We start from the raw sequence: 26,753 nt of genomic DNA, 5'->3' as shown, positions 1-26,753 counted from the left end.
TCGGCTTTTATCTGTCTAAATGGAGACTCTTTAACCATAAACTGAGCTAAAGTTCACAAAATGTTACTAATAACATTCAAAAAAGAGTTGTTTTTATTTCCACTAGCCCCGATTAATATAGCCGAAATTCGCTGATTAATTGACAGGTTGATATGGTACTGCTTACGATTTACATCTCTGTAGCAATAGGGGTGTCGTTTATTTGTTCCGTTTTAGAAGCGGTTTTATTGAGTATTTCGCCGGGATATATCGGCACTTTACGTCAACAAAACCACCCCTCAGCAGCTAAACTTGCCGCACTCAAAAATAATATAGATCGACCCTTAGCCTCAATTCTAACCCTAAATACTGTCGCTCATACCGTCGGTGCAGCAACAGCAGGCGCACAAGCAACCGTCGTCTTTGGTAGTGAGTGGTTGGGAGTATTCTCAGGCGCATTGACCGTTGGTATTTTATTACTGTCAGAAATTATTCCAAAAACAATCGGTGCAACTTACTGGCGTCAATTAGCGCCAACCAGTGCCATAATATTACGTTGGATGGTGATCTTATTAATGCCATTAGTATGGGTTTCGGAACAAATAACCCGTCGTCTTGCTCATGGTCATGTCCAACCCAAACTACGTGATGAATTATCAGCGATGGCGATGCTAGCCCATGAATCAGGCGAATTGGGTGCTGGTGAGTCTAAAATCCTAACCAACCTGCTACAATTTAAAGATGTTAGCGTCACCAAGATAATGACCCCACGTCCGGTATTATTCCGCGTCAATGCCGAGCAAACCATCAACGAATTTTTAGACAAATATAAAAGCAGTCCCTTCTCTCGTCCGTTAATATTCAACGAACAAAGTGATAACATCGTCGGCTTCGTCCACCGCTTAGAACTGTTTGCAGAAAGCCAAGCGGGTAAAGGTGGTCAAGAACTGGGATCACTAATGCGTCCCTTACCCGTGATCATGAATAATGTTAGTGTCCCAAAAGCATTTGAGCGCTTAATGAAAGAGCGTTCACAGTTAATCCTTATCGTTGATGAATACGGTACTGTGCAAGGCCTTGTAACACTGGAAGATATTTTTGAAAGTTTAGTCGGCGAAGAAATTGTTGATGAAGCCGATAAAAATACTGACATGCAGCAACTGGCTTATCAACGTTGGGACAAGTGGAAGAAAAAACATAAGATGATTGAAAATAATGATGATGATATGTAATCAACATCATTAATACTAGCCACAAAAAAAGGGACCATTACGGTCCCTTTTTTATTGTTGTTATTTCATTATAACCGCAATCGATAATCACGATTTATAGATTAATTATTATCCACGCAATAACTATAGCCACTCATGCGACTAACAGTCCAACCAACCACCAATACCACTACCGTTGGTAAGATCCAGCCAGCATAATAATGATATAACGGTAAATGCGCAGTTAAAGCGTTATCAACCGCTGTTGGCATCACGCCAAGAATATGAGCCGCATCAATACAACCAAATACCGCCGCCGTTGCCATAACGGTTAATACCGCAGTTTGCGATAATTGGTGACGCAATGGTGCAATCATTAACAACGCAATCGCAATAGGGTGCAGTGCTACCACAACCGGTAATGTCACCTCTAATAACTGCGCTAAACCAACATTAGCAATCAAACCTGATAGCACCATGATCACCCAGACACTTTTAGGGTAAGTTACTTTACTAAAGCTACGGCTGTAAAATTCACTGCCTGCGGTTGTCACTCCAATCGCGGTAGTCAAACACGCTAGTACCAACACTACACCCAAAATCATAGTACCAAAAGCACCAAAATGAGCATGCGTAAAGGCAGTAAGAATTTCGCCACCATTTGAGAAATCAGTCCCTAAATTAGCACTGGTCACGCCAATATATGCCAGCGATAAATACACTAGAGCCATTGCTGTTGCATACATAATTGCGGCAATAAAAGTATATTTCGCGATAGCTTTAGGACACTTAACCCCCATACTTTCAATTGCTCTGAAAATCACCCAACCAAAACCAATTGAACCCAAGGCATCCATCGTCATATAACCTTGCGTCATACCTTCAGCCATCGCGTCCGTCACATAAGGTCCTGATGGCACTTCAACCTGACCTGATGGGTACAATAGTGCGACTATCGCCATAATGGTTAAAATCGTCAACAGCACAGGTGTCAGCCACTTACCTAAGGTATCGACTAACTTAGCCGGATATAACGAAAATAAAATTGCCGCTAAACAGAACACAATAGAAAATGGAACTAAGCCACTATCGCCAATAAACGGTGCCAAGCTAAATTGATACGCAACAGTAATAGTACGAGGAATAATAAAAGCAGGGCCAATTACGATAAACAGCATCACCCAAAATCCTGTTGCTAGCGGTTTCGGTAACGCGGCGGTTAAGTTATCAGAGCCACGCACCCAAGCCACAATCACTAATGCTATAGCAGGTAAACCGACCCCCGTTAATAAAAAACCCGCCATACCAGAGAGAAAATTATCCCCTGCCTGATAACCTAAATAGGGCGGGAAAATTAAATTTCCAGCACCTAAATACATGGCAAAAGTCATGAAGCCTAAGGCGGCGATATTACGGGTACTTAACATAGTATTCCTTGATAATTACTTTGCAGCTTGGAGAAAGCGAGACGGGATGTAGAGTGGTTTATCCTGCCGACTTGCTCACAAGCTGACAGAAAAACGGGTATGGCCTGTCAGCCTTGAATAAGATTCAAAGAGAGCAGGAGGAGCGAAGTAGTTATTGATTTGCTATTAGCAACAATTGTAGGACTGAAGCAAGATACAACAGTGTTTACGATAGAATATTTCATACTTGCTCCTTCTAACCAACAGACCACGAATGTCATAGCTTACGTGCTACGCAATAGTTATGTTATAAACGCCAACGGGCTACAATTACAATAGCCAAAATAAAATAAGTGGAATGGCGTAAAGTTCACTCTATAACCAGTCATATTCACTGCTTTTTAAACTTAGAAATAGCATAAACAACTAATGCGAATTAAACAAATAATTAACATAAAAATTATAATGTCTAGTTATTACGTCACTAAGCTCACTTATTCATTACAGTTCAAATAATGATTAAGCAACATATTGAACAATAAAATAACACTGGCAAAAAAAAAGAAGCCCATTGGCTTCTTTTTTTATTTAACCATTTAATGGCTAATTACAATTCAATACCTATATTACTAATTGGCTCATCACGCAATTCAGCACGTAAGTCTTTAATCAAATCAATATCACGGCCTTCCGCTTCTTTTAAAGCACGGAAAATTTCCCACTGAGTATCCCACTCAGCACATACCGCTTCATTTTCTTTTTGATTTTCATTAGTAATTTCAATGCCTGTTTGCGCAGACTCTAAATCCGCCACGGTTTCTGCAGATAAAGCACTTAACTTAACCACGGTTTCCAGCATCAGATCACGATCTAACATCGCATGTAAAAGATCCGCAAGTGCTACACAAGCATCAATCGCTGGACGTACAGCATACAGATCGTAATCATTTTCACTTGGTACCATGTCTTCCAACTTTTCAAGCTGGCCTTCAAAGTTAATTTTGGCACTTTTAATCGTGAGGATCTCCCACACACTATCTAAGATCACTCGGTAACGTTGGCCATCTGTAAACTGTGTTTCTGCACAGAAAAAAGCATAGTTAGGATACATACGCTCACATAACGACACCATAAAAGTCAGATGTTGCCAAGGTTCTAATTTTTCTAAACGTAACTGGATTGGATTCTTAAGCATGGGATAATCTACAGTAGTGATTTAGGTTGAAGTTTACTTGATAAACGAAGGCTACAAAAGGAAAAGCATGATCAAAGTTAAGATCGTCTCACGTCAACAGCAGCGTTATGTACAATTACTGACTAACGCACAGCTACCACAACTGGAAATAACCGAAGATCCACAACAAGCCACCGTCTTGCTTGCGGATCCGCCTTTAGTCGCCCCTCATTTAGCTGAATATCCACATTTACAATGGCTACAATCCACTTATGCAGGTATTGACGCGCTCATTAAACCCGAGATAAGACAAGATTATCGACTCACCAATATTCGCGGGATCTTTGGCCCTCTGATCGCCGAGTATATCTTGGGTCACATTCTCAACCACCAGCGTCATTTTCCTCGTTATAAACTGCAACAACAGCAATCACATTGGCAATCACATCCTTATCAATCCATGGCGGGTAAAACCATGGTGATTATCGGCACAGGCACCATAGGCCAGCATTTAGCCAAAGTTGGAGCGGTGTTTGGCTGCCATATCATTGGCGTTAACCGCAGCGGTATCACTGCCAGCGCGGATTTTCAGAAAACCTATGCCATCACAGCCTTAAACACTGCTCTTACTCAAGCAGACTATGTCGTTTCCATTTTACCGGCGACCACAAACACCGATGATCTTTTTGATCAAGATCGCTTTAGTCATTGCAAAAATGCGCTATTTTTTAACGTTGGTCGTGGTAATGCCGTGGATGAGAAAGGACTATTAATTGCACTTGAGCAACAATATCTCTGTCATGCTTTTATTGATGTCTTCAAAACAGAACCGCTCACAACAGATCATCCATTCTGGCGTCACCCAAAGATCACTCTTACGCCACACATCGCAGCAGAAAGCTTCCCAGAACAAGTGTTTACGATATTTAAAGCCAACTACTTCCATTTTCAACAACAGCAAAAACTTAACTATCTCATTGATTTTAAAAGAGGTTACTAATACATTAGACCACTAAGCATTAATGATATCAGTAATTTACATATCAATAACAATAACGATCCTAGTAAGATCCTGCTTTACTTGTGCGCCTTTTTAATTCCCATTAAATAATGACAAAAAAAAACCACACCCAAAAGGCGTGGTTTTTTATCAGCCGCAAAAGAAATACCCCGTTTAAAACGTACTTCTAAAGTGATAATTATTTGTGGTATGGCTTCGATAGCTCATGTACAGCATCAACAAACACGCCTGCATTTTCAGGCGGTACATCAAGGTGAATACCATGGCCTAAATTAAATACATGACCAGTACCTGTATCACCAAAGCCGTCTAGAATAGAAGCAACTTCTTGGCGAATACGTTCAGGTTGAGCGTAAAGTACCGATGGATCCATATTACCTTGAAGGGCAACTTTATCGCCAACACGACGTTTAGCATCGCGAATATCAATCGTCCAATCTAGGCCAATCGCATCACAACCCGTCGCTGCAATTTGCTCTAACCACATACCACCATTTTTAGTAAATAGTGTTACGGGCACACGACGACCATCATTCTCACGAATTAAACCATCGACGATTTTATGCATGTAACGCAATGAGAACTCATTGTAATCGCGAGGGGTTAAGACACCACCCCACGTATCAAATACCATTATCGCTTGCGCACCGGCTTTGATTTGAGCATTTAAATATTCAACCACACTATCAGCCAGTTTATCTAGCAATAGATGTAATGTTTGAGGCTCAGCGTACATCATCTTTTTGATCTTAGTGAAAGCTTTAGAGCTACCACCTTCAACCATGTATGTCGCCAGTGTCCATGGACTACCAGAGAAACCAATTAAGGGTACTTCACCTTGCAAATCATGACGAATCTGACGGACTGCATTCATCACATATTGCAATTCACCTTCAGGATCAGGTACGCCAATACGTTCAACGTCAGCTTTACAAGTAATTGGGTGACTAAATTTAGGACCTTCACCAGCTTCAAAATACAATCCCAATCCCATTGCATCTGGAATGGTCAAAATATCAGAAAATAAAATCGCAGCGTCCAACGGAAAACGCTTCAAAGGTTGAAGCGTTACTTCACTGGCTAATTCAGCATTTTTACATAGCGACATGAAGTCACCAGCAACACCACGTGTTGCACGATACTCAGGTAAGTAACGTCCAGCCTGACGCATCATCCATACAGGTGTGCAATCTACAGGTTGCTTCAGCAACGCACGTAGATAGCGGTCATTCTTTAATTCGCTCATTTGAGACTCCACGGGTTAATTCTGAATCATATTGTAACACTCATTAATCTTAACAACCGAGTGCAATTATTTGCCAACCTTTGATTAATGCATATCGTTTTCATCATTCAACATCAAGGTGTTGTCGATAAGTCGTCGCGCAATAGTACCTACAGGTGCAATCTCAGGTAACTGCTCAGCGGTGGCCCACATTGCATCGGTTAATTCTTCATAATCAGGTTTGATCTCACCACCAGCGTAGTCAGCGGTAAACCCCAGCATTAAATTAGATGGAAATGCCCACGGTTGACTATCAAAATAACGAATATTGTTAACCATTATCCCAGTTTCTTCTAATACTTCACGCGCGACACATTGCTCAGCGGTTTCACCCGGTTCAATAAACCCCGCAATCACGGTATACATCCCCGTTTTATGACGAGGATGCTGAGCTAATAACAATTGGTTACCTTTGCGAACAGCCACAATGACACAAGGCGATACGCATGGATAATGCACACTGTCACAATCTGAGCAATGCATCGCTAGCACGTTGGCATCTAATTGCAGCTTATGCCCACAATGACAACAAAAGCGCTGACTTTGCTGCATATACGCAAGTTGAATAGATCTACCAGCTAAAGCAAATAACGTACTATCACCAGCCAGTAATAGCCTTAAATTAAAGAAATCAGCCTCATCAAAACCACTTTCTGCAATCAACCAATACACAGGTATTGAGTCAAAATAACCAATAATTCGTTTAGTTATTGTGCTATATATGAGCTGTTCACTTGAACATAAAGGCAAACAGCCGTTTTGTAACAATAACTTGCCATTTCTAGTCACACACCAATAAGCCAGATTCTCATTTTTTAACATTTTTATTACTTTCATCCTTGCAGCGGCGTAAATTTACTGGCAATCTAATCATGAAACGGAATATTTATCCGAAATCATATCTCTTGTATCAAGAGCCAGATCGCACAAGCATCTAATTAAGATGCTGATAGATCATGAGGATGTGCTCATGCTTAGTAAATTTGAACAAGTTAAAAAAGAATGGGGCGGCCATAACGATGTTATTGATCAATGGCTAATGATGCGCCAGCAACTTCTGATCGATTACTGTAAGCTAATCGGTATCACTCCCAATGATGATAATCGTCATCTACCTACCGCGTCCAAACTATGTTTATTTAGTGAAGATCTCGTTGATTATATTTCAGCAGGTCACTTCAAGATTTACGATAACGTAATGGCACGCTGGCATCAAACAGGCTTTTCGCCAACAGAAGAAATGTCTGCACTTTATGCAAAAATCACCCTAACCACCGAACCCTTATTAAATTTCAATGATCGCTACGGTGCCATCAATGATAATAATCCATTAGAAACTCTTGATGGTGACTTATCAAAAATTGGTGAATTAATGGAATCACGCTTTGCGCTAGAAGATAAGTTGATTGAATTAATCAGTGATAGTCTTGCTTGCCCACCCGGAGCTTAACCACCAGCAGTAATAGCAATATCATTTATTATTGTGGCAGTGACCTTGCTGCCACCTATTTCTCATGTCGAATAAAATCTACCACCTCGCACCTCGGGATCATTTTTCCCACTTTCTAACTCCGCCAAAACTAAACCTTAAATCGCAGCCAATAAAAAAGGCACCCCGAAGGATGCCTTTTAGAATCAGTCACGATAAGAATTAATTCTCGTCGTTAAGACCTGCATTCAATAGTGCCGCTAAGTCTTGAGAGGCTTGCTCTGCATCAACTTGTGGTGCTACTGGCTCCAGTTCAACATTACGTTGATTCTGGCGACGTAGGTGATAAGAGAAACCTGTACCCGCAGGGATCAAACGACCCACGATTACGTTTTCTTTCAGACCACGAAGCTCATCACGCTTACCAGAAACAGCTGCTTCTGTTAGTACACGTGTTGTTTCCTGGAACGATGCTGCTGAGATGAATGACTCAGTCGCAAGCGATGCTTTAGTAATACCTAGTAAGTCACGAGTGAAGCTTACTAATGTCTTACCTTCAGCTTCAAGCTGACGGTTAGCAATCGTTACGCGAGAGAATTCAACTTGCTCGCCTTCTAGGAAGTCAGAGTCACCAGAAACAGTGATAGTTACCTTACGTAGCATTTGACGAATGATAGTCTCAATGTGCTTATCATTAATCTTAACGCCTTGTAGACGGTAAACTTCCTGTACTTCGTTAACGATGTATTCTGCTACTGCGTGAACACCACGTAGACGTAGAATATCGTGCGGAGTTTCAGGACCATCGGCAATTACGTCACCCTTCTCAACTTTTTCACCTTCGAAAACGTTAAGTTGGCGATGCTTCAGGATCATCTCTTCGTACGGCTGACCATCAGTTGGCGTGATAATTAAACGACGCTTACCTTTAGTCTCTTTACCGAACGATACTGCACCAGTAATTTCAGCCAAGATAGCTGGTTCTTTAGGCTTACGCGCTTCGAACAAGTCAGCTACGCGTGGTAGACCACCCGTGATATCTCGGTTACCACTAGATTTCTGTGGAATACGAGATAATGTATCACCGATACCAACCATTGCGCCGTCATCAAGCTGAACGATAGCCTTACCTGGTAGGAAGTATTGAGCTGGCATATCAGTACCAGGGATCATTACATCGTGACCATCAGCATCAACAAGTTTGATAGCTGGACGCATATCTTTACCTGCCGCTGGACGTGCCGCTGCATCAGTTACTTCGCTTGAAGATAGACCTGTAAGATCATCTGTTTGACGAGAAACTGTTACGCCATCAATCATATCAACGAACTGGATACGACCAGCCACTTCAGTGATGATTGGCATAGTGTGAGCTTCCCAGTTTGCTACTGTTTCACCAGCAACAACCTCGGCGCCATCACCTTTAGTTAGCAACGTACCGTAAGACAGTTTGTAGTTTTCTTTCGTACGACCAAGCTTATCAATGATACTTAGCTCAGATGCACGTGAAGTAATTACAAGCTTACCAGCATTGTTAGTTACGAACTTCGCATTATGCAGCTTCATAGAACCAGTAGTTTTCACTACGATCTTATTATCTGCTGCTGCTGCTGATGCCGCACCACCGATGTGGAACGTACGCATTGTAAGCTGTGTACCAGGTTCACCGATAGACTGAGCGGCAACAACACCTACTGCTTCACCTGAGTTAATCAGGTGACCACGAGCAAGGTCACGACCGTAACAGAACTTACAACAACCAAAGTCGTTTTCACACGTTACAACAGAACGTACTTTAACTTGGTCAACAGAGTTCGATTCTAGAATCTCACACCACTTCTCATCAAGAAGTGTATTACGTGGCGCTAGAACTTCGTCTGTACCAGGAAGTAGAACGTCTTCAGCAACAACACGACCTAGAACACGATCACCTAGTTGTTCCTTAACATCACCACCCTCGATAAGAGGCATCATGGTAATACCAGCGTAAGTACCACAGTCATCTGCTGTAATAACTACGTCTTGTGCAACGTCAACTAGACGACGCGTTAGGTAACCGGAGTTCGCTGTCTTAAGTGCTGTATCCGCAAGACCCTTACGAGCACCGTGAGTAGAGATAAAGTACTGGAGTACGTTTAGACCTTCACGGAAGTTTGCAGTGATCGGCGTTTCGATGATTGAGCCATCCGGCTTAGCCATCAGACCACGCATACCTGCTAACTGACGAATCTGTGCAGCAGAACCACGCGCACCAGAATCGGCCATCATGTATACACTGTTGAACGATTTTTGCTGTACTTCTTCGCCGTCACGGTTAATAACAGTTTCAAAAGACAGGTTATCCATCATCGCTTTAGCAACTTGTTCGTTGGCTGTAGCCCAGATATCGATAACTTTGTTGTAACGTTCACCAGCAGTCACAAGACCTGACTGGAACTGTTCTTGAATTTCAGCAACTTCTGCTTCAGCTTCAGCGATCTTAGTGTACTTAGCCGCAGGTACAACCATATCGTCGATACCAACAGATACACCAGAAAGTGCCGCGTAAGCAAAACCTGTATACATAATTTGGTCAGCAAAGATAACAGTATCTTTCATGCCCAACGTACGGTAACAAGTGTTAAGAAGCATAGAAATCTGCTTCTTACCAAGTGCTTCAGTGTTTACAAGACTAAATGGCAGACCTTTAGGAACGATAGGCCATAGCATTGCACGACCAACAGTAGTATCAACTAGTCCAGTATTCTCGACGAAGTTACCCTGCTCATCTTTCACAAATTCGGTAATACGTACTTTAACGCGAGCGTGAAGCTCTGCCGTCTTAGTAAGGTATGCTTTCTCAGCTTCCGCTGGTCCAGCAAGGTACATACCTTCACCTTTCGCGTTAATACGATCACGCGTCATGTAGTAAAGACCCAATACAACGTCCTGAGAAGGTACGATGATCGGATCACCTGATGCAGGTGAAAGGATATTGTTGGTAGACATCATCAAAGCACGCGCTTCAAGCTGCGCTTCTAGTGTCAATGGCAAGTGAACCGCCATCTGGTCACCATCGAAGTCGGCGTTGTATGCCGCACACACTAGTGGGTGAAGCTGAATCGCTTTACCTTCGATAAGGATTGGTTCAAACGCCTGAATACCAAGACGGTGCAATGTAGGTGCACGGTTTAGCATTACTGGGTGTTCACGAATAACATCGTCTAGGATATCCCAAACAATCGCTTCTTCGCGCTCAACCATCTTCTTAGCAGCTTTGATAGTAGTCGCAAGACCACGTGCTTCTAACTTGCCGTAGATGAATGGCTTAAATAGCTCAAGTGCCATCTTCTTAGGAAGACCACACTGATGCAAACGTAAGTATGGACCTACGGTGATAACAGAACGACCAGAGTAGTCAACACGCTTACCTAGCAAGTTCTGACGGAAACGACCTTGCTTACCTTTGATCATATCAGCCAAAGATTTTAGAGGACGCTTGTTAGAGCCTGTGATAGCGCGGCCACGACGACCGTTATCTAGTAATGCATCAACAGATTCCTGCAACATACGCTTTTCGTTACGTACGATGATATCAGGAGCAGCCAGGTCAAGTAGACGCTTCAGACGGTTGTTACGGTTAATAACACGACGGTAAAGATCGTTAAGATCTGAAGTCGCGAAACGGCCGCCGTCTAGTGGTACCAACGGACGAAGATCCGGCGGTAATACTGGCAGTACAGACAGGATCATCCACTCAGGGTTGTTTCCAGACTGTAGAAATGCTTCAACCAATTTAAGACGCTTGGTTAATTTTTTACGCTTGGTTTCAGAGTTAGTTTCTTCTAGCTCTTCACGCATGTTTTCGATTTCAGCATTTAGGTCCATATTGCCTAAAAGTGCTTTAACCGCTTCTGCGCCCATCTTCGCGTCGAACTCGTCGCCCCACTCTTCAAGTGCATCCAAGTACTGCTCTTCAGAAAGCAGTTGGCTACGCTCAAGGTTGGTCATACCAGGTTCGATAACGACATATGATTCAAAGTAAAGTACACGTTCGATATCACGTAGAGGCATGTCCATTAACAGACCAATACGAGATGGAAGTGACTTTAAGAACCAGATGTGGGCAACAGGTGAAGCAAGCTCAATGTGACCCATACGCTCACGGCGTACTTTAGTCTGAGTAACTTCAACACCACATTTTTCACAAATCACACCACGGTGCTTCAAGCGCTTGTACTTGCCACAAAGACACTCGTAGTCTTTTACTGGGCCAAAGATACGTGCACAGAAAAGACCGTCACGCTCAGGCTTGAAGGTACGATAGTTGATTGTTTCTGGCTTTTTGACTTCACCAAAAGACCATGAACGAATCATGTCAGGTGAAGCTAGACCGATTTTGATAGCATCAAATTCTTCGGTCTTATGTTGTGCTTTCAGAAACTTAAGTAAGTCTTTCACATTCGGCTCCTGTGAGGAGTTGACCCATAAAGGCGCCAGGACTACTGGCGCCTTCATATTTATACCGGAGTAACTAATAAGTATAGGTGACTAACCCAAGCTTATTTGTCTTCCAGCTCGATGTTGATACCCAACGAGCGGATTTCTTTCAACAATACGTTGAATGATTCCGGCATACCAGGTTCCATACGATGATCACCGTCAACGATGTTTTTATACATCTTCGTACGGCCGTTAACGTCATCTGACTTAACGGTTAGCATTTCTTGAAGGGTGTACGCTGCGCCATAAGCTTCAAGCGCCCATACTTCCATCTCACCGAAACGCTGACCACCGAACTGAGCTTTACCACCCAGCGGCTGCTGAGTAACAAGGCTGTAAGAACCGGTAGAACGGGCGTGCATCTTGTCATCAACCAAGTGGTTCAGTTTAAGCATGTACATGTAACCAACAGTTACAGGACGCTCAAATGCATCACCAGTACGGCCATCAAACAACTTCAGCTGGCCAGACGTTGGTAGGTCACCAAGTTGCAACAACTCTTTGATAGATGATTCTGGACAACCATCAAATACAGGCGTTGCAATAGGTAGACCGTTACGAAGATTCTGTACAAGTGTACGTACTTCGTCGTCTGATAGTTCAGCAATGTCAACTTTCTGGCGAGTATCACCAAGATTGTAAACACGTTGTAGGAAGTTACGGAACTTATGTAACTCCTGCTGTTCTTTCAGCATATCGTTAAGTTTGTCACCGATACCTTTCGCCGCAAGACCTAAGTGAGTCTCAAGGATCTGACCGATGTTCATACGTGACGGTACACCCAATGGGTTTAGTACGATATCAACAGTTTGACCTTTTTCATCGTATGGCATGTCTTCAACAGGGTTAATCTTAGAGATTACACCCTTGTTACCGTGACGACCTGCCATCTTATCACCAGGTTGAATGCGACGACGAACAGCTAGGTATACTTTAACAATCTTAAGTACGCCAGGTGCTAAGTCATCACCCTGAGTGATTTTACGACGTTTAGTTTCAAACTTCTTATCGAACTCAGCTTTCAGTTCATCATACTGTTCTGCAAGCTGTTCCAATTGGTTCTGTAAAGATTCGTCGTCAAGCGTTTGTGCAAACAACGTATCGCGGTTCATTGTAGAGATTTTCTCTTCGCCGTAACCTGCAGATAATAGAAGCGTACGTACACGAGCAAGAAGACCACCCTCAAGGATCTGGAATTCTTCTGTGATGTCTTTCTTCGCTTCTTTCAGCTGCATCTCTTCAATTTCAAGAGCACGCTTGTCTTTCTCAACGCCATCACGAGTAAATACTTGTACGTCAATGATCGTACCAGTAACACTACCAGGAACACGTAGAGATGAATCTTTAACGTCAGAAGCTTTTTCACCAAAGATTGCTCGTAGAAGCTTCTCTTCAGGAGTCAGTTGTGTTTCACCTTTAGGGGTTACTTTACCAACTAGGATGTCGCCACCCTTAACTTCTGCACCGATGTAAACGATACCTGATTCGTCCAACTTAGAAAGCGCTGCTTCACCCACGTTAGGGATATCGGCAGTGATTTCTTCAGAGCCCAGCTTCGTATCACGCGCCACACAAGAAAGCTCTTGAATGTGGATAGTTGTGAAACGATCTTCCTGAACTACACGCTCAGAAACTAAGATGGAGTCTTCGAAGTTGTAACCGTTCCAAGGCATGAACGCGATACGCATGTTTTGACCAAGCGCTAGCTCACCAAGGTCTGTTGAAGGACCATCAGCAAGAACATCACCACGTGCTACTGGCTCGCCAGGTAGTACAGTTGGACGCTGGTTAATACATGTGTTCTGGTTAGAACGAGTGTACTTAGTTAGAGTGTAGATATCGATACCGGCTTCACCAGGAATCAATTCGTCTTCGTTAACTTTAATAACGATACGAGAAGCATCTACAGACTGAACTTGACCGCCACGTTTAGCGACAGCAGTAACACCTGAATCAACACCGATTTGACGTTCAATACCAGTACCAACTAAAGGCTTATCAGAGCGAATAGTAGGAACTGCCTGACGTTGCATGTTCGCACCCATAAGGGCACGGTTAGCATCATCGTGTTCTAGGAACGGGATAAGCGATGCCGCCACTGATACGATCTGATTTGTTGCAACGTCCATGTATTGAACATGGTTACGTGGGTGCAAACCTGAATCGCCATTTTGACGTGCAGTGATCAATTCATCAGTAAAAGAACCATCTTCGTTAAGCGCGGCATTAGCCTGTGCAATAACGTATAGACCTTCTTCAATTGCTGATAAGTAATCGATTTGATCAGTTACTTGTCCATCTAAAACTTTACGGTAAGGTGTTTCCAAGAAACCGTAAGAGTTACAACGCGCAAATACTGCTAGCGAGTTGATTAGACCGATGTTTGGACCTTCTGGAGTTTCGATAGGACATAGACGACCGTAGTGCGTCGCGTGTACATCTCGAACTTCAAAGCCAGCACGTTCACGAGTCAGACCACCTGGACCAAGCGCCGAGATACGACGTTTGTGAGTAACTTCTGATAACGGGTTGTTCTGGTCCATAAACTGTGACAATTGAGAAGAGCCAAAGAACTCTTTCACTGCCGCAGAAATTGGCTTCGCATTAATTAGATCTTGCGGCATGATTGCATCAAGATCGCCTAAACTTAGACGTTCTTTAACAGCACGCTCAACACGAACTAAACCAACACGGAATTGGTTTTCAGCCATTTCGCCAACAGAACGAATACGACGGTTACCAAGGTGATCGATATCATCAACCACGCCTTTGCCGTTACGAATATCGATCAGTTTGCGCATAACATCAATGATGTCATTATGGTCTAGAATACCAGAACCAGTAATTTCATCACGAAGTAGAGAGCTGTTAAACTTCATTCGACCAACAGCAGAAAGATCGTAACGATCTTCTGAGAAGAACAAGCTTTCAAATAATTGATCAGCTGCTTCGCGTGTTGGTGGCTCGCCAGGGCGCATCATACGGTAGATTTCTACCAATGCACTTAGACGATCAGTACTGTTATCCACACGTAGTGTGTCTGACATGTACGGGCCATTATCTAAGTCGTTCGTAAACAGAACTTGAATAGATTTATGACCAGCCTGAGATAGAAGTGCTAATGCTTCCAAGCTTAATTCTTGGTTAGCCGTAACAATCAGTTCACCAGTTTCTTCGTTGATGTAATCACAAGCTGCGATTTTACCAACGATATATTCAACAGGTACTACGATACTATCAATGCCATCTTTCGCCAATTGACGAATATGACGAGCAGTGATACGACGACCTTGCTCTACGTAAACTGTACCGTTTGCTTCGATATCAAAGCTTGCAGTTTCGCCACGTAGACGCTCAGGTACCAACTCCATAACTAGAGACTTACCGCGTACTTCGAAATTAATCTTATCGAAGAACATGTCAAGAATCTGTTCAGTTGTGTAGTTAAGTGCGCGAAGGATAATAGACGCAGGTAATTTACGACGACGGTCGATACGTACGAATAGATTATCTTTAGGATCGAACTCGAAATCCAACCATGAACCACGGTAAGGGATAACACGAGCGTTATATAACACTTTACCTGAGGAGTGGGTTTTACCCTTATCGCTGTCAAAGAATACACCAGGACTACGGTGCAGCTGAGATACGATAACCCTCTCGGTACCGTTAATAACGAATGTACCGTTATCTGTCATGAGCGGAATTTCGCCCATGTAAACTTCTTGTTCTTTAATGTCTTTTACGGTGCCAGCCGGTGCATCACGGTCATACATGACCATACGTAGCTTCACGCGTAGTGGAGCAGAATAAGTTACGCCACGAATTTGACATTCTTTGACATCGAAGACCGGCTCACCGAGACGATAGCTAACGTATTGCAGCTCGGAATTGCCATTATAGCTCTGGATTGGAAAAACAGAGCGAAAGGCAGCTTCTAGACCGTAATGCCCTTCTGGATCCTGCTCGATAAATTTTTGGAAAGAATCAAGCTGGATCGATAGCAAGTATGGTGCATCCAAAACTCGTGGACGCTTACCAAAATCCTTACGGATACGCTTTTTCTCGGTATAAGAGTAAACCATAGGTTCCTCAGATCGCTGATAAGTGATCCAAACTACCCCATATCACATGCGGGGGTAGTGACTAATCGTTGTTTTTATAGTAGGAATATTCCGATAAAACTAGAATATTTTTCACGCAGACAGTGGATACAAAACAAGGTAAAAATACCACCAGTCTATAGCGCAAAAAGGCCGGTGGCATTTTTGCCACCAGCCAATAGCCATAAAAGGCTATGAAATCAAATAATAATTATTTAACTTCAACAGAAGCGCCAACTTCTTCTAATTGAGCTTTAAGAGCTTCAGCTTCAGCTTTATCTACGCCTTCTTTAACAGCAGCAGGAGCGCCGTCAACTACAGCTTTAGCTTCTTTAAGACCAAGACCAGTTGCGCCACGTACAGCTTTGATAACCTGTACTTTGTTTGCGCCACAAGATGTTAGGATTACGTCAAATTCAGTTTGCTCTTCAACTTCAGCAGCTGCGCCGCCTGAAACTACTGCAGCTGCAGCAGAAACACCGAATTTTTCTTCCATAGCTTCGATAAGCTCAACAACTTGCATTACAGACATTTCTGCAACTGCGTCTAGGATTTGCTCGTTAGTGATAGACATAACAATTCTCTTTTAAAGTCAACAATAAATTTAAATAGTAATCAGATAAAACGCGGCAATTAAGCAGCAGCTTCTTCTTTCTGATCACGTACAGCCGCGATAGTACGTACAAGTTTACCAGCAGACGCTTCTTTCATGCACATCATTAAGCGTGCGATAGCTTCGTCGTAAGTTGGTAGAGTTGCTAGTACATCAGCGTTAGCAATAGCGCCTTCGAATGCAGCAGCTTTGATCTCGAAGCTTTTGTTCTCTTTAGCGAAGTCTTTAAAAAGACGCGCTGCAGCACCTGGGTGCTCATTAGAGAAGCCGATTAGTGAAGGACCAACGAAAACATCTTGTAGACATTCGAAATTAGTACCTTCAACTGCACGACGTGCTAATGTGTTACGAACAACTCTTAAGTAAACACCAGCTTCACGAGCTTGTTTACGTAGAGTTGTCATTGCACACACACTAACACCGCGAGAGTCAGCAACAACTGCAGATAGGGCACCATTGGCAGCTTCGTTGACTTCAGCAACAATTGCTTTTTTGTCTTGAAGATTTAATGCCATTGGATTTGCTCCTGGATAATTTCTGGGTAACCCCAGTATTTACACCACTCACTGCCGGTTGGCAGGAGAGTTTTACGGCGCAGATCCAAAAAAGACTTACATCAATCATGTTCTGGCACCGTCTACGTAGGTAAATTAAGTTCCGAAAAACACCTACGGTCTTTGACGGAGGTTAATTGAAAACAATCAACCTCAGCCACGAATTCGGAAGCGATAAATTATACACTAACTTATCGCTTCTGCAAATCAGTTTACGCTACAGTTGCAGTCAGAGAATTCTGATCTAGCATTACACCTGCACCCATAGTGGTAGAGATGCTTACTTTCTTAATGAAAGTACCTTTCGCTGAAGACGGCTTAGCACGCTTCAGTGCAACTAGAAGAGACTCAAGGTTCTCTTGTAGTTGAGCGGCATCAAAGTTCACTTTACCGATAGTAGTGTGAATGATACCGTTTTTGTCGTTACGGTAACGAACCTGACCAGCTTTAGCATTTTTAACTGCTTGAGCAACGTTAGGAGTTACAGTACCAACTTTAGGGTTTGGCATAAGACCACGTGGACCAAGAATGGTACCAAGTTGACCTACAACGCGCATTGCATCAGGAGATGCGATAACTACGTCAAAGTTCATTTCGCCTTTCTTAACAAGAGCAGCTAGATCTTCCATACCTACAAGCTCAGCGCCAGCTTCTTTAGCAGCTTCAGCGTTTGCGCCTTGTGTAAATACAGCAACACGGATATCACGGCCAGTACCGTTAGGTAGTACAGTTGCACCACGAACGTTTTGGTCTGATTTACGTGCATCGATGCCAAGGTTAACAGCAACGTCAACACTTTCAACGAATTTAACAGTCGCTAGTTCTTTAAGAAGAGCAATAGCTTCAGTGATGTCGTATTCACGAGTAACATTAACTTTGTCACGGATAACACGCATGCGCTTAGTCAGTTTAGCCATTTTCTTAACCCTCTACCACTAGGCCCATTGAACGAGCAGTACCAGCAATTGAACGCTTCATAGCTTCAATGTCAGCACCAGTCATGTCTGCAGCTTTAGTCTCAGCGATCTCTTGGATCTGAGCTTCAGTTACAGTACCCACTTTGTCAGTGTTCGGACGGCCAGAACCAGACTTAAGTCCAGCTGCTTTAAGCAGAAGAACTGCAGCAGGTGGTGTCTTAGTGATGAACGTAAAAGAACGGTCACTGTAAACAGTGATAACAACTGGAGTCGGAAGACCTTTCTCTACTGAGTCAGTCTTAGCGTTAAACGCCTTACAGAATTCCATGATGTTTACACCATGTTGACCAAGAGCTGGACCAACTGGTGGACTTGGATTTGCTGCACCAGCTGCAACTTGCAGCTTGATGTAAGCTTCTACTTTTTTAGCCATTGCTATATACCTAATTTTGGGTTCAAACGTCTATCTTTAAACAAACAGACTCCCCGTCTAACGAAAGGGCGCGAAATTATAGCCTAATTCCACGCCCCTGACAATACGAGTTGAGCAGAATTTGATCAGTTCTTTTCGATTTGACCGAACTCTAGTTCTACAGGTGTTGCACGACCGAAGATTGATACAGAAACCTTAACACGGCTCTTATCATAATCTACAGATTCAATCGTACCATTAAAGTCAGCAAATGGACCATCAGTCACACGTACTACTTCACCCGGTTCAAATACTGTTTTATGTACTGGAGACTCACTAGCCTGTAGCAGACGGTTTAAGATCGCATCGGCTTCTTTATCAGAAATAGGTGCTGGACGATCAGATGTACCGCCAATGAATCCCATTACGCGAGGAATACTACGTACAAGGTGCCATGTCTCATCGTTCATCACCATCTGTACTAGTACATAACCTGGGAAAAACTTACGCTCACTTTTACGGCGTTGGCCGGCACGCATTTCTACCACTTCTTCCGTCGGTACTAAAACCTCGTCAAAGTGCTCTTCCATACCATGAATTTTGATATGTTCACGTAGTGATTGCGCTACACGGCCTTCAAAACCTGAAAAAGCCTGTACTACATACCAACGTTTTTTTGGAGCTTCGATCATGAATTCTTACCTCACGCGCCAGTAACTAGGCGCACTAAACGGACCATAATACCATCGATACCCCAAAGGGCTAATGCCATTACGATAGTGACTGCTAGAACAATAAAGGTTGTCTGCGTAGCTTCCTGACGAGTAGGCCACACTACTTTGCGGACTTCCATGCGCGATTCACGTGCGAACGTAACCACGGATTTACCTTTTGCTGTTAGTGCTGCAAAAATACCAGCAATAACCACAAGGGTTACCACGGCAGAAGAGCGCAAAACAACAGAAACATCACTGTATAGGTAATTACCAACCACAGCAGCAGCTAGCAAAGCAAAAACCACGACCCATTTCAGGCCATCCATTTTGCTTTCGCTTTCTTGGTTTTCGGCATTTGCTTTCATACAACCAACCTGTAACTAGTCTTAATCATCTAGACGAAAATAACCCCGCGAGAGCGAGGTCTAGGATGAAGGAAAGGGCTAACCCTTTAATAACATTATTAAAAACTTCATCTTTACGAAATTTCACTTCCACACTTCGAACAAAAAATACGCAGTTTCAAGTTAGAGTGTAGAAAAAGGGCATCAAATGATGCCCTTTTTAGTGCTCTATCGTCAAATTTAATTCAACGATATTAGCGTAACTTATGCAACGATAGTTGCAACAACACCAGCACCAACTGTACGGCCACCTTCACGGATAGCAAAACGTAGACCTTCATCCATCGCGATTGGTGCGATTAGAGTAACAGTCATAGAGATGTTATCACCAGGCATTACCATTTCAACGCCTTCTGGTAACTCGATAGTACCAGTTACATCAGTTGTACGGAAGTAGAACTGTGGACGGTAACCTTTAAAGAATGGAGTATGACGACCACCTTCATCTTTAGAAAGCACATAGATTTCTGAAGTGAAAGTAGTGTGTGGAGTGATTGAACCTGGCTTAGCAAGAACTTGACCACGTTCAACTTCATCACGCTTAGTACCACGTAGAAGAACACCAACGTTCTCACCAGCACGGCCTTCGTCAAGAAGCTTACGGAACATCTCAACACCAGTACATGTAGTAGTGATAGTGTCGTGAATACCGATGATAGCTACTTCGTCACCAACTTTAACAATACCTTGCTCAATACGACCAGTTACAACAGTACCACGGCCTTGGATTGAGAAAACATCTTCGATTGGAAGGATGAATGGTAGATTGATAGCACGCTCTGGCTCTGGGATGTAAGTATCTAGAGCTTCAGCTAGTTCAACAATCTTAGCTTCCCACTCAGCTTCGCCGTTTAGCGCGCCTAGTGCAGAACCCATGATTACTGGGCAATCATCACCTGGGAAATCGTACTCAGAAAGAAGTTCACGAACTTCCATCTCTACTAGTTCAAGTAGTTCTTCATCATCAACCATGTCACATTTGTTCATGAATACGATGATGTAAGGAATACCAACTTGACGACCAAGTAGGATGTGCTCACGTGTTTGAGGCATAGGACCGTCAGTTGCAGCAACAACTAGGATACCACCATCCATTTGAGCAGCACCAGTGATCATGTTTTTAACATAATCGGCGTGTCCAGGACAGTCAACGTGTGCATAGTGACGTGCAGGAGTATCGTATTCTACGTGAGAAGTAGAAATTGTGATACCGCGCTCGCGCTCTTCAGGAGCGTTATCAATAGATGCGAAATCTTTAGCTGTACCACCGTACACTTTTGCAAGTGTAGTACAGATAGCAGCAGTTAGAGTTGTTTTACCGTGGTCAACGTGGCCGATAGTACCAACGTTAACGTGCGGTTTTACGCGTTCGAATTTTTCTTTAGACATGGATAGTCCCTCTGGGCACGGTATTTAGTGGCATTACGACCACACAACCAAACATGGGTTTGTTGAGTATATAACAAATTGATAAATATTGACTGAAGAGTGGTGCTGATAGGCAGATTCGAACTGCCGACCTCACCCTTACCAAGGGTGCGCTCTACCAACTGAGCCATATCAGCATACAAGAAGTGTGGAGCGGGCAGCGGGAATCGAACCCGCGTCATCAGCTTGGAAGGCTGAGGTAATAGCCATTATACGATGCCCGCAAAAAACTTATTTACTCGTAGCGCTATTTAACTATTTGAATAATGGTGGTGGGGGAAGGATTCGAACCTTCGAAGGCAGTGCCGGCAGATTTACAATCTGCTCCCTTTGGCCACTCGGGAACCCCACCGAAATTCTTAAAACTGGTGCCGACTACCGGAGTCGAACTGGTGACCTACTGATTACAAGTCAGTTGCTCTACCTACTGAGCTAAGTCGGCTTAATTGATGCGCATTTTAGATAATGATGATTTTTGATGCAATACTTTAGTACTTTTTTTTTATTATTTTTTGTTAATTGATGTAATTTCATCCATTATCGACATTTTGCATACAAAGCCAACCCTTCAAGAACTAATTCTGAACGATGATTATAATTTTTAATACCATCTAAAGGAAGATGCCGAACACCACCGCCACACAGTACAACATCAGGCTCTACCGCTAATTTTTCACGGGCTTCTTTTAGGCCATATTCAATCAAACCGATTAATGCAGCACGACAACCGTTTTTTAAACCATCAGCTGTATTATCAGCCAAGCTTAAACGATCGCTATGGTCATGATCTGAAAACACTTTGGTGGTGTTTTCTAATACCACTTTCATCATTAATTGATAACCTGGAGCAATCCAACCACCAAGGTGCTTTCCATCGCCACTTAATACATCAAATGTTAATGCGGTACCAATATCAACGATTACCGTCGGCCGTTTAAATTTTTGATAAATAGCGACCAATGTTAACCAGCGATCGACACCTAAATATTGATATTCACTATAACCATTTTTAACCCCAAAATCTTTTCGCATCGTTTTCACATGTAACACAGGTATATTCGCCACTTGCGCAATACGCTGAATAGTATTATCAACCTCAACGGGTCCAACACTGGCAAAAACAATCCGTTTGATTTTCTGCTCTAAAATAGGATCAAGTACTAATTCTAATTTTTTACTGGGGTATTTACCAATCAACGAGACTCGACCACTTACCTGTAATAAAGCAACCTTAACGTAGGTATTACCCGCTTCAATTAATAACTGCATTAACAACCTCTAAGACTGATTTCACCACCAACATAAGCAGTAATATCACCATTAGTATCAAGTAATAAAGCACCTTGCTCATTAATACCACGAGCAATACCTTCTATAACGCGTTCACCAATTAATAATTTAACAGGGCGATTTAAAAAGTTATCAATTTTATTCCAGCGTTCAACAAAGCCACTTAATCCAATATCCTCATATTCTTTTAAAGTCTGATGAATACGATCAATTAATGTTGCCGCTAAAACATTGCGAGATGGTAACGATACACATGCGGCACTTAAATTCGTCCATGCTTGATCTATCATCGTTGTAGCTACTATCGGCATCGCAATGTTTAATCCCATTCCAATGACTAAATGTGCCGCATCACCAGCTTTCCCTGTCATTTCAACTAAAATACCCGCTAATTTTTTATCATGATAATAAAGATCATTAGGCCATTTTACTCGAATATCAGGCGCACCAAGTTGCTGTAAAGTCTCAGCAATCGCAACACCAACAACAAGACTTAATCCCATCGCCGCAGCAACACCCGCCTCTAAACGCCAATAGGTAGATAAATAAAGATTACTACCAAAAGGAGATTGCCACTGTCGACCTCGTCGTCCACGCCCCGCTTGTTGATATTCAGCTAAACAAACTGCGCCACAGGGTAACTGTCCGATCTGATTAAGCAAATGCTGATTCGTCGAATCAATCACAGGGATCAATTCTAATTGAGGGCAATTAACCAATTCAGTAATTCGCTGACTATCCAATAATTCAATCGGGGCAGCTAAACAATAGCCTTTACCTTGAACACTATATAAATCAAGCCCCCACTGCTGAATGATTTTAATTTGTTTCGCAATGCCAGCACGCGACATCCCCAACGCCAGGCCTAATTTTTCACCCGAATGAAAATGGCCATCCGCTAATAAACGAATAAGAGCTAAACGGGTTGAATGTTCTTTCATTATGCTTGTATCTCGGCCAAATTCGTTTCAACGTTAGCTGCCATAAACCGCACCTCATGTTCCAATGCTATATCAAATTTTATTGCCACACTATCAACCACGAACTGTGCGAGCTGAATAACATCTTGCGCCGTTGCCGTACCAACATTAGTTAATACCAGTGCTTGCTGTGGGTGTACTTTAGCACCACCAATCTGATAACCTTTTAAACCACACTGATCAATTAGCCAACCTGCTGCTAATTTTACATGCTGATTATCAATACCATAACTAGGCATTGCAGGATAATCAACAAGTAGCTTATCACGTGCTATTTTAGAAATAATAGGGTTTTTAAAAAAGCTACCTGCATTACCAATCACAGCAGGATCAGGTAATTTTGCTTTACGAACCTCACAAACAGTATCAAACACTTGCTGAAGCGTGACCGTTGCTATATCAAATTGATTCAAAGGTGCATACGCAATTTTAGGTTGCCATATTTTCGGCAAACAAAAGCCAACGGCAACAATAATATGGCCGTCTTTTAATTGATGCTTAAAAACAGAATCTCGGTAACCAAACTGACACGTCTCAGCGTCATAACGTTTAATCTCATGGGTAATAACATCAAGTACATCGACGTATTGGCATACGTCTTTAAGCTCGACACCATAAGCACCAATATTTTGAATCGGTGACGATCCTACACAACCGGGAATTAACGCTAAATTTTCTAAACCACCAATATTACGATCGACACACCAATGAACAAATTGATGCCAATCTTCACCGCCACCAACATGTAGACAAAAATTCGCTGCCGTCTCTTTTAGAGTAATGCCTTTTATACGGTTAAGAATAATGACACCTTGATAGTCTTCACAAAAAAGTAAATTACTACCGTGTCCTACAACTAATTTAGCCATATTATTAAAACTTGAATCGTGCCAAATATGAATAAAATCATCAATATTTTCGGCTTCAACAATCTGTGTGGCAGTAACATCAATACCAAAGGTATGATAAGGCGCTAACCCATGATCATGTAAAACTTTCATGTTAATTTGAGACCATATCTTTATACTATTGGATTCATTTTACCCGATTCAATCTCACAACGCAGTGTTTTCCCATGAGCCAAGTTCACTATCAACCGTTAAATTTAATTCGTTTACCCATCGTCAATAAACTCTATAAAGATTTTTATCCCGCAGGGAAAGCCAAACGTGATGAAATTTTATGGGTTGGAGAATCACCACAAGGCATTGTTTGTTGTGTCCGATTTAAATCTATTGGCGAATTACAATTATTAACGGGCCTGCTCGTCAAACCTGACTTCCGAGGTCAAAAAATAGCAACTCACTTACTTCAATACGCCCTGCCACAAATAAAACAAAAACCGTGTTATTGCTTTGCATTTAAAGAACTTGAAACGCTCTATCAACATGCTGGATTTATCACACTACAACCCCAACAATTACCTCATGATTTACAACAGCGATTTGAACGTTACTGTAATAATGGGAAAAAACTCATTCCGATGCAATATAACACTAAGCCATAATTACAATTTAGTGAGGCAGTTATATATCTGACAATGATATAGGTTGACTTGGTATTTTTTCTGTTATAATTCGCTTCTTAACTCAAATTTATCTTCTTTAATAGATCGTGTAAACGAGGCGATAATGGATTCAGCTATTGCTAACAGGCAGCATATAGATCAGCTGCCGCGTATTGCGCACAAGCCCGAAAATTTAGAGACTCTTTTTGACGCGAGTTCTTTCAGGAAGCGTTTATACCAAGAAATTGATTCAGCACATCACCGTATTTATATCGTTGCTCTTTATCTACAAGACGATGAAGCCGGTCGCGGCATACTAACCGCGCTATACGAAGCAAAACAACGTAATCCTATATTAGATATTAAAGTATTCGTTGACTGGCACCGTGCTCAGCGTGGCCTTATAGGTGCAAGTCAATCTGATGGTAATGCTGCGTTATACCGTGAATATGCGGAAAAATACCAGCACCCAATTGAAGTACTTGGTGTGCCGGTTCGAAATCGTGAAGTATTTGGAGTATTACATCTAAAAGGCTTCATTATTGATGATACCGTAATATATAGCGGTGCGAGCCTTAATGATGTCTATCTTGCGCAACACGACCGCTATCGTTACGATCGCTATCATGTTATTAAAAATAGTAAATTAGCTAATAGCATGGCGCAATTTATCACTGAAACCTTAGTCGAAAGTGATGCTGTTAATTGTTTAAACCAAGCTGTACGCCCAGATACAAAATCATTAAAAAGTGCAATTAAAGATCTACGGGTAGAATTACAGCAAGCAAGCTACCACTATACGTCAGAAGTCATCGCGGCTGATGAAGTCGGCTTAACACCTCTGATTGGTTTAGGTAAACGTCGTAATCAACTCAACCAAGACATTTGTACATTAATTGCTAGCGCACAAAATACATTAACTGTTTGTACTCCTTATTTTAATTTTCCTCGCAGTGTCAGTAAAGAAGTAATTAAAGCTCTAAAACGTGGTGTAAAGGTCACGATTGTTGTTGGTGATAAAACAGCGAACGATTTTTATATTCCACCATCAGAACCTTTTAAAACTATCGCAGGTTTACCTTATCTCTATGAAGTAAATCTACGAAACTTTGCGAAAAGTAATGAGGCAGCGATTGCTAGTCGTCAATTAGCTATCCACTTATGGAAACACGACAACAATAGTTTTCATCTAAAAGGTATTTGGGTCGACGACCAATATATGCTTATCACGGGTAATAATTTAAACCCACGAGCATGGAAGCTTGACTTAGAAAATGCGATTCTTATTCATGACAAAAATCAACTTCTAGCACAACAAACACAACAAGAAATTGATTGTATACTGACTCATACCATCTTGATTGGTAGCTATAAACAAATCGAAAAAATCGACAGTTACCCCATCAAAGTGAATAAATTAATTAAACGGATCCGTCGCGTTAAAGCTGATCATATTCTTAATCAAATTCTATAACGACTGAGCAATGCGCGGCAATAACCTTAATTGCTGCGCTTTTCTGATTAATTATCTCAACAATCTATATTCCACCAAGCTTCACTTCTAATATAATATTTACACGAATCAGCTGTAGATATCACTAAAATGTGCTCAAGAGATTAGGCTAACCTGACCCATTAATTTTCTAGATCGGTATAAAGCATTATAATAACCATTTTCTACAGACGAAAAAAAACCCGAATCTTTCGATTCGGGTTTCTTCAATAATGGCGGAGTGGACGGGATTCGAACCCGCGACCCCCGGCGTGACAGGCCGGTATTCTAACCAACTGAACTACCACTCCGCAGTGTCTATTCAGCATAAATGCAACTTGTTGTCTCTA

Annotated in this window: 21 protein-coding genes and 5 tRNA genes; 5 read left to right on the top strand and 21 right to left on the bottom strand. The window is 42.2% G+C overall.

Going from position 1 to position 26,753, the window contains the following annotated elements; genetic code table 11:
* Positions 1-152 precede the first annotated feature (152 nt).
* A complete protein-coding gene (locus CIK00_RS17075; protein ID WP_101769853.1) occupies positions 153-1,211 on the top strand; it encodes a CNNM domain-containing protein in 1,059 nt (352 codons plus the stop codon).
* 101 nt (positions 1,212-1,312) lie between these two features.
* On the opposite strand, the gene brnQ is transcribed toward CIK00_RS17075, so the two are convergent.
* Together brnQ and CIK00_RS17065 are read right to left on the bottom strand one after the other, a co-directional pair.
* Positions 1,313-2,617, bottom strand: a complete 1,305-nt coding sequence (brnQ, locus tag CIK00_RS17070) for a branched-chain amino acid transport system II carrier protein (RefSeq protein ID WP_101769852.1) — start codon at positions 2,615-2,617, stop codon at positions 1,313-1,315.
* A 586-nt stretch (positions 2,618-3,203) separates the two neighbouring features.
* Complete coding sequence (locus CIK00_RS17065) at positions 3,204-3,791, bottom strand: YjaG family protein (RefSeq protein ID WP_101769851.1); 588 nt, start codon at positions 3,789-3,791, stop codon at positions 3,204-3,206.
* 67 nt (positions 3,792-3,858) lie between these two features.
* Here CIK00_RS17065 and CIK00_RS17060 point away from each other — a divergent pair, with 67 nt between their 5' ends.
* Positions 3,859-4,770, top strand: coding sequence for a D-2-hydroxyacid dehydrogenase (locus tag CIK00_RS17060; protein WP_101769850.1), 912 nt, complete (start codon positions 3,859-3,861; stop codon positions 4,768-4,770).
* A gap of 199 nt (positions 4,771-4,969) precedes the next feature.
* Here the strand turns inward: CIK00_RS17060 and hemE are convergent, their stop codons facing one another.
* Together hemE and nudC are read right to left on the bottom strand one after the other, a co-directional pair.
* A complete protein-coding gene (gene hemE / locus CIK00_RS17055; protein WP_045038140.1) occupies positions 4,970-6,037 on the bottom strand; it encodes a uroporphyrinogen decarboxylase in 1,068 nt (355 codons plus the stop codon).
* Between the two features lie 84 nt (positions 6,038-6,121).
* The gene (gene nudC / locus CIK00_RS17050) at positions 6,122-6,898 is read right to left on the bottom strand and encodes an NAD(+) diphosphatase (RefSeq protein ID WP_101769849.1); all 777 of its coding nucleotides are present in this window, start codon (positions 6,896-6,898) and stop codon (positions 6,122-6,124) included.
* A 148-nt stretch (positions 6,899-7,046) separates the two neighbouring features.
* Here nudC and rsd point away from each other — a divergent pair, with 148 nt between their 5' ends.
* Complete coding sequence (gene rsd, locus CIK00_RS17045) at positions 7,047-7,526, top strand: sigma D regulator (protein WP_101769848.1); 480 nt, start codon at positions 7,047-7,049, stop codon at positions 7,524-7,526.
* A gap of 201 nt (positions 7,527-7,727) precedes the next feature.
* Here rsd and rpoC read toward each other — a convergent pair whose 3' ends face one another.
* From rpoC to murB, 16 genes are all read right to left on the bottom strand, one after another.
* Positions 7,728-11,945, bottom strand: a complete 4,218-nt coding sequence (rpoC, locus tag CIK00_RS17040; protein WP_101769847.1) for a DNA-directed RNA polymerase subunit beta' — start codon at positions 11,943-11,945, stop codon at positions 7,728-7,730.
* Positions 11,946-12,046: 101 nt separating this feature from the next.
* The gene (gene rpoB, locus CIK00_RS17035) at positions 12,047-16,072 is read right to left on the bottom strand and encodes a DNA-directed RNA polymerase subunit beta (protein WP_101769846.1); all 4,026 of its coding nucleotides are present in this window, start codon (positions 16,070-16,072) and stop codon (positions 12,047-12,049) included.
* Positions 16,073-16,301: 229 nt separating this feature from the next.
* Entirely contained in the window at positions 16,302-16,664 is a 363-nt protein-coding gene (rplL, locus tag CIK00_RS17030) for a 50S ribosomal protein L7/L12 (RefSeq protein WP_101769845.1), read from the bottom strand.
* A gap of 59 nt (positions 16,665-16,723) precedes the next feature.
* Positions 16,724-17,218, bottom strand: coding sequence for a 50S ribosomal protein L10 (rplJ, locus tag CIK00_RS17025; RefSeq protein ID WP_036788959.1), 495 nt, complete (start codon positions 17,216-17,218; stop codon positions 16,724-16,726).
* A 251-nt stretch (positions 17,219-17,469) separates the two neighbouring features.
* Complete coding sequence (gene rplA, locus CIK00_RS17020; protein ID WP_101769844.1) at positions 17,470-18,174, bottom strand: 50S ribosomal protein L1; 705 nt, start codon at positions 18,172-18,174, stop codon at positions 17,470-17,472.
* Between the two features lie 4 nt (positions 18,175-18,178).
* Positions 18,179-18,607, bottom strand: a complete 429-nt coding sequence (rplK, locus tag CIK00_RS17015; protein WP_080158719.1) for a 50S ribosomal protein L11 — start codon at positions 18,605-18,607, stop codon at positions 18,179-18,181.
* A gap of 125 nt (positions 18,608-18,732) precedes the next feature.
* Positions 18,733-19,278 carry a transcription termination/antitermination protein NusG gene (gene nusG / locus CIK00_RS17010; protein ID WP_101769843.1) on the bottom strand — a complete coding sequence of 182 codons (546 nt, stop codon included), beginning with the start codon at positions 19,276-19,278 and terminating at the stop codon, positions 18,733-18,735.
* Positions 19,279-19,289: 11 nt separating this feature from the next.
* A complete protein-coding gene (gene secE, locus CIK00_RS17005) occupies positions 19,290-19,667 on the bottom strand; it encodes a preprotein translocase subunit SecE (protein WP_101769842.1) in 378 nt (125 codons plus the stop codon).
* Positions 19,668-19,910: 243 nt separating this feature from the next.
* Positions 19,911-21,095 carry an elongation factor Tu gene (gene tuf / locus CIK00_RS17000; RefSeq protein ID WP_101769841.1) on the bottom strand — a complete coding sequence of 395 codons (1,185 nt, stop codon included), beginning with the start codon at positions 21,093-21,095 and terminating at the stop codon, positions 19,911-19,913.
* 100 nt (positions 21,096-21,195) lie between these two features.
* Positions 21,196-21,271: transfer RNA gene (locus CIK00_RS16995), tRNA-Thr, on the bottom strand.
* A 12-nt stretch (positions 21,272-21,283) separates the two neighbouring features.
* Positions 21,284-21,358: transfer RNA gene (locus CIK00_RS16990), tRNA-Gly, on the bottom strand.
* Positions 21,359-21,401: 43 nt separating this feature from the next.
* Positions 21,402-21,486, bottom strand: a tRNA-Tyr gene (locus CIK00_RS16985).
* 14 nt (positions 21,487-21,500) lie between these two features.
* Positions 21,501-21,576: transfer RNA gene (locus CIK00_RS16980), tRNA-Thr, on the bottom strand.
* 95 nt (positions 21,577-21,671) lie between these two features.
* Positions 21,672-22,403: a type III pantothenate kinase gene (locus tag CIK00_RS16975; protein WP_101769840.1), complete on the bottom strand. Its 732-nt coding sequence runs from the start codon at positions 22,401-22,403 to the stop codon at positions 21,672-21,674.
* Positions 22,403-23,365: a bifunctional biotin--[acetyl-CoA-carboxylase] ligase/biotin operon repressor BirA gene (gene birA, locus CIK00_RS16970; RefSeq protein WP_101769839.1), complete on the bottom strand. Its 963-nt coding sequence runs from the start codon at positions 23,363-23,365 to the stop codon at positions 22,403-22,405. The genes CIK00_RS16975 and birA overlap by 1 nt, the downstream gene beginning before the upstream one ends.
* Positions 23,365-24,405: a UDP-N-acetylmuramate dehydrogenase gene (murB, locus tag CIK00_RS16965; protein WP_101769838.1), complete on the bottom strand. Its 1,041-nt coding sequence runs from the start codon at positions 24,403-24,405 to the stop codon at positions 23,365-23,367. Before murB ends, birA begins: the two co-directional genes overlap by 1 nt.
* Positions 24,406-24,479: 74 nt before the next feature.
* Here murB and CIK00_RS16960 point away from each other — a divergent pair, with 74 nt between their 5' ends.
* Together CIK00_RS16960 and pssA are read left to right on the top strand one after the other, a co-directional pair.
* A complete protein-coding gene (locus CIK00_RS16960) occupies positions 24,480-24,911 on the top strand; it encodes a GNAT family N-acetyltransferase (RefSeq protein ID WP_101769837.1) in 432 nt (143 codons plus the stop codon).
* A gap of 124 nt (positions 24,912-25,035) precedes the next feature.
* Positions 25,036-26,385, top strand: a complete 1,350-nt coding sequence (gene pssA, locus CIK00_RS16955; RefSeq protein WP_101769836.1) for a CDP-diacylglycerol--serine O-phosphatidyltransferase — start codon at positions 25,036-25,038, stop codon at positions 26,383-26,385.
* A gap of 252 nt (positions 26,386-26,637) precedes the next feature.
* On the opposite strand, the gene CIK00_RS16950 is transcribed toward pssA, so the two are convergent.
* Positions 26,638-26,714 (bottom strand) — tRNA-Asp (locus CIK00_RS16950).
* Positions 26,715-26,753 lie beyond the last annotated feature (39 nt).

The organism is Photobacterium carnosum, from assembly GCF_002849605.1.
In the GTDB taxonomy this organism is placed as follows: Bacteria; Pseudomonadota; Gammaproteobacteria; order Enterobacterales; family Vibrionaceae; genus Photobacterium; species Photobacterium carnosum.
The sequence above is the reverse complement of the archived record's forward strand: the minus strand, read 5'-3'. Positions and strand labels throughout refer to the sequence as shown.

Bases quoted from the DNA above. Each gene is read 5' to 3' on its own strand.
- nudC (WP_101769849.1), bottom strand. From the start codon at position 6,898: ATGTTAAAAAATGAGAATCTGGCTTATTGGTGTGTGACTAGAAATGGC.
- hemE (WP_045038140.1), bottom strand. From the start codon at position 6,037: ATGAGCGAATTAAAGAATGACCGCTATCTACGTGCGTTGCTGAAGCAA.
- CIK00_RS16960 (WP_101769837.1), top strand. From the start codon at position 24,480: ATGAGCCAAGTTCACTATCAACCGTTAAATTTAATTCGTTTACCCATC.
- brnQ (WP_101769852.1), bottom strand. From the start codon at position 2,617: ATGTTAAGTACCCGTAATATCGCCGCCTTAGGCTTCATGACTTTTGCC.
- rsd (WP_101769848.1), top strand. From the start codon at position 7,047: ATGCTTAGTAAATTTGAACAAGTTAAAAAAGAATGGGGCGGCCATAAC.
- tuf (WP_101769841.1), bottom strand. From the start codon at position 21,095: ATGTCTAAAGAAAAATTCGAACGCGTAAAACCGCACGTTAACGTTGGT.
- pssA (WP_101769836.1), top strand. From the start codon at position 25,036: ATGGATTCAGCTATTGCTAACAGGCAGCATATAGATCAGCTGCCGCGT.
- rplK (WP_080158719.1), bottom strand. From the start codon at position 18,607: ATGGCTAAAAAAGTAGAAGCTTACATCAAGCTGCAAGTTGCAGCTGGT.
- rplA (WP_101769844.1), bottom strand. From the start codon at position 18,174: ATGGCTAAACTGACTAAGCGCATGCGTGTTATCCGTGACAAAGTTAAT.
- CIK00_RS17075 (WP_101769853.1), top strand. From the start codon at position 153: ATGGTACTGCTTACGATTTACATCTCTGTAGCAATAGGGGTGTCGTTT.
- rplJ (WP_036788959.1), bottom strand. From the start codon at position 17,218: ATGGCATTAAATCTTCAAGACAAAAAAGCAATTGTTGCTGAAGTCAAC.
- rplL (WP_101769845.1), bottom strand. From the start codon at position 16,664: ATGTCTATCACTAACGAGCAAATCCTAGACGCAGTTGCAGAAATGTCT.
- secE (WP_101769842.1), bottom strand. From the start codon at position 19,667: ATGAAAGCAAATGCCGAAAACCAAGAAAGCGAAAGCAAAATGGATGGC.
- rpoB (WP_101769846.1), bottom strand. From the start codon at position 16,072: ATGGTTTACTCTTATACCGAGAAAAAGCGTATCCGTAAGGATTTTGGT.
- birA (WP_101769839.1), bottom strand. From the start codon at position 23,365: ATGAAAGAACATTCAACCCGTTTAGCTCTTATTCGTTTATTAGCGGAT.
- CIK00_RS17065 (WP_101769851.1), bottom strand. From the start codon at position 3,791: ATGCTTAAGAATCCAATCCAGTTACGTTTAGAAAAATTAGAACCTTGG.
- nusG (WP_101769843.1), bottom strand. From the start codon at position 19,278: ATGATCGAAGCTCCAAAAAAACGTTGGTATGTAGTACAGGCTTTTTCA.
- CIK00_RS16975 (WP_101769840.1), bottom strand. From the start codon at position 22,403: ATGCAGTTATTAATTGAAGCGGGTAATACCTACGTTAAGGTTGCTTTA.
- murB (WP_101769838.1), bottom strand. From the start codon at position 24,405: ATGAAAGTTTTACATGATCATGGGTTAGCGCCTTATCATACCTTTGGT.
- CIK00_RS17060 (WP_101769850.1), top strand. From the start codon at position 3,859: ATGATCAAAGTTAAGATCGTCTCACGTCAACAGCAGCGTTATGTACAA.